Source organism: Coleofasciculus sp. FACHB-712 (assembly GCF_014695635.1).
In the GTDB taxonomy this organism is placed as follows: domain Bacteria; phylum Cyanobacteriota; class Cyanobacteriia; order Cyanobacteriales; family FACHB-T130; genus FACHB-T130.
Window position 1 is genome coordinate 1 of record NZ_JACJOQ010000603.1, and the last position, 2,519, is coordinate 2,519.

The following is a 2,519-nucleotide window of genomic DNA, read 5'->3' on the forward strand; positions in this document are numbered from 1 at the left end:
ATACCGATGGAAACAATATCGGTAAACTTAGGAGCGTTGGGTGGATGAATTTCGCCGCTGTGGATTTTTTGGGCAAATGCTTCAATCTGCTCTAAAGTTTGGACAATCTGTTGTTTGATTTCCGGAGTGGGCGCTAAATCCGGGTCGCGCAGCCAGTAGTGACCTACCATGCGGTTTTCATCAGGGTTTGCGATCGCGCCTCCCTCCAGTGCCTCCATCTCCTGAAACGCCTTCTCAAACCTCGGCTGCATCGCCTCGACAAACTCACTATCAAACCGCATCCGGCTGACATCGAGGTAAAAGTCTAATCCCTCATGGTAGTAGAGCCATTCTTGGTAACGTTGCCAAAGTGCAGCAGCATCCATAAGTAAATCTCAATAAGCGTGTTTCCAGTCAACACAAGTTTAAGGTAAGCTTCAGCATCACTTTTGACGAATTAGCCTGTCAATCCGTTAATTGGGTAATTCTCCTACCCCAAATTGAGATTCAGAATTCCTTTAGAGTCCTGTACAGCTAGATTTATCTGAGATAGCCAGGAAAATTCAATTAGACTGCTCTATTCGGTCTTACAACGACCGGCTTTCAACTCGAAAGCCTCTTAAAGACGCGGTTTGGGCAGAACCCGCAGAAATTTAACAAGATGCCCGGTCACTTCAATCGCAATCAGATAGTCATCTATCGTAAAGCGGTAGAAGATACTATCAGACCCGATTCCCCGGAGTTCCGGCAAATCGGTAATTCGCTCGATCCGCATGAACTCCTCAAAGACGAATTCATATATCCGCTCTCTAGCTGCGTATTCTAAGTTCTTCAGGTCTCGCAGAAAAGACCGGGCATAGCGCACTTCTAGTTTCACAGGGCAACTGGCTCTTACTCCAAATGGCAGATACTTTTTCTTTTTACTGCGAAATTTGGCTAAAAGCGATTTTTACCCCTTGATTCAGCCGACGAACAGGGGAAAACTTAGGGGAAGTGCAACATCCGGAGAGCTTCTTCGCGAGTTAGGGTTTCCCCCGGCTGTACGGTATGCTTCGACTCTTGGATGGCTTTGAGCATATACAGGTCATAATAAATCTGTTGTAGAACTTTCCAGGCGTCATCCAAGTTGTCATCAGCGAGTTGATCGATTAAATCGGGTAGCTGAGCAGTTAAGCGTTGTAATCGACCTCTGAGAAAATTCATAATTAAACACTGGCGAACAACGTAACATTCCCTAGAGCCTTCTTGTTAGAGGGATCTTGGACAATCTAAAGCTTAGAGCTTAGAGTTTATAGTTTATTGAGTCTCACAAGCGTGGCATGGTTGGCTATCTCATCTTTTTGACAATTTCTACGACAATTTTTGCCCTGTTTAGCTTGGGTTTAAATTTACAGTGGGGCTTCACCGGACTGATTAATTTTGGGCATATTGCCTTTATGACAGTCGGTGCATACACCACAGTGTTGTTGAGCTTGCAGGGGGTTCCCCTAATTTTCGGGGTGGCTATCGGTGCTGTTTTAGCAGCGCTGCTAGGACTGTTAATCGGATTATCAACTCTACGGTTGCGCGAGGATTACTTAGCAATCGTGACCATCGGCGTTTCCGAATTGCTCCGTTTAGTTGTCAATAATCAGCCATTGCCAATGGGCAAAGAATTTCGGCAAGGATCGTTTGGGGTATATGGATATGCCTTGCCACCAGGAGATAAGCTTGGTTTGATGGTGTTGTCGCTGCTGGTATTGGGGTTGACGTTTTGGCTGCTGGAGACGTTGGTGCGATCGCCTTGGGGTCGAGTGCTAAAAGCGATTCGAGAAGATGAGCAAATTCCCAAAGCATTAGGAAAAAATGTCTTTTGGTACAAACTACAATCTTTTATGCTGGGAGGCGCGATCGCCGGAGTCGCTGGGGCTTTTTTGGCATGGCAGACGACAACGGTTTACCCGAATAACTTTGAGCCACTGACGACTTTCTACGCTTGGACGATTGTTGTCTTGGGCGGTGCGGGTAACAACGTGGGCACAATCCTGGGGGCGGTGATTTTCTGGGGTTACGATAGTTTGACTCGCTTTTACTTACCTCAGTTGGTGCAACTGGATGCCTCGCGGGAAGGGGCATTTAGAATCATGGTGATTGGTTTAATCCTGATGGTGCTGATGGTTTGGCGTCCACAAGGTATCTTAGGGAAAAAAGAGGAACTGACCCTTGGCAAATAACTCGCACATTCCGCCCAATCGGTTGTCTGAGGGGTCTTTAAATGGGGGCGGCAAGCATCTCGAAGAAAGCCCCGATTTAGTCGAAGCAGACCCAAAACCCCCACTCTCAGAAATCGCTTTACTCGCTGCCAGCGGACTCTGTAAAAGCTTCGGCGGAGTTCGGGCTGTCGATAATGTCGAGATTACGGTACCGCAAGGCAGTATCACGGGACTGATTGGCCCGAATGGTGCTGGCAAAACGACGCTATTTAATCTCCTATCAAACTTCATTCATCCAGACAAAGGGCGGGTGATTTTTGACGGCGAACCGATTCATTCGTTGCAGCC

Annotated in this window: 4 protein-coding genes and 1 pseudogene; 2 read left to right on the forward strand and 3 right to left on the reverse strand. The window is 47.2% G+C overall.

The features are described from left to right. The 3 genes and pseudogenes from pgi to H6F50_RS22000 all read right to left on the reverse strand — a co-directional run. Positions 1–365: pseudogene (pgi, locus tag H6F50_RS21990) on the reverse strand (glucose-6-phosphate isomerase); the annotation flags it as partial. Between the two features lie 233 nt (positions 366–598). Further along, positions 599–856 (reverse strand): cytotoxic translational repressor of toxin-antitoxin stability system, encoded by a 258-nt coding sequence (locus H6F50_RS21995; RefSeq protein ID WP_190410569.1) that lies wholly within the window; start codon positions 854–856, stop codon positions 599–601. A gap of 107 nt (positions 857–963) precedes the next feature. Further along, positions 964–1,182 (reverse strand): hypothetical protein, encoded by a 219-nt coding sequence (locus H6F50_RS22000; protein WP_190410570.1) that lies wholly within the window; start codon positions 1,180–1,182, stop codon positions 964–966. 116 nt (positions 1,183–1,298) lie between these two features. Between H6F50_RS22000 and H6F50_RS22005 the strand changes: the two genes are divergently transcribed. Together H6F50_RS22005 and H6F50_RS26640 are read left to right on the forward strand one after the other, a co-directional pair. Continuing rightward, a complete protein-coding gene (locus H6F50_RS22005; protein WP_190410571.1) occupies positions 1,299–2,192 on the forward strand; it encodes a branched-chain amino acid ABC transporter permease in 894 nt (297 codons plus the stop codon). Beyond that, the coding region (locus H6F50_RS26640) for an ATP-binding cassette domain-containing protein (protein ID WP_199292310.1) at positions 2,182–2,519 on the forward strand (338 nt) is incomplete at its 3' end. The genes H6F50_RS22005 and H6F50_RS26640, both read left to right, overlap by 11 nt.